Below are 493 nucleotides of genomic sequence, written 5' to 3'. Positions count from 1 at the left end.
AAATAGGAAAACATTAATGTAAGATTTTTGGGTTCCTAAAATATACGATAAAAACGCGTATAAAGTTTATTTGTGTCTGCCTTTTAATTCGGCTTCAATATCTTTTAAAGTGAAGCCTTTGGCTTGAAGTAACATTAAATAGTGAAATAACAAATCGGCCGATTCGTATAAAAATAACGCATCGTTGTTATCCATAGCTTCAATAACCGTTTCTACGGCTTCTTCGCCTACTTTTTGAGCTACTTTATTAATGCCTTTTGAAAACAAACTAGCCACATACGATTTTGCAGTATCTTTATTAGCAACACGTTCTGCAATAATAGTTTCTAAAGTTGAAAAGAACCCATAATTAGGTGTGTTTTCTTCGCCCCAACAATTCCCTGTGCCTTTGTGACACGTTGGTCCTGCAGGATTTACTTGAATTAACAACGAATCGTTATCACAATCGTTTTTAAGTTCAACCAAATTTAAAAAGTTACCGCTCTCCTCGCCT

General features: G+C 34.7%; 1 protein-coding gene. It reads right to left on the bottom strand.

All coding sequences use genetic code 11. From position 1 onward, the window contains the following. Positions 1-66 precede the first annotated feature (66 nt). A partial coding sequence (hisE, locus tag FUA24_RS03915) for a phosphoribosyl-ATP diphosphatase (RefSeq protein ID WP_148540147.1) occupies positions 67-493 on the bottom strand: 427 nt, incomplete at its 5' end.

The sequence above is a fragment of the Seonamhaeicola marinus genome, from assembly GCF_008085455.1.
This window is presented reverse-complemented; position numbering and strand designations above follow the sequence as displayed.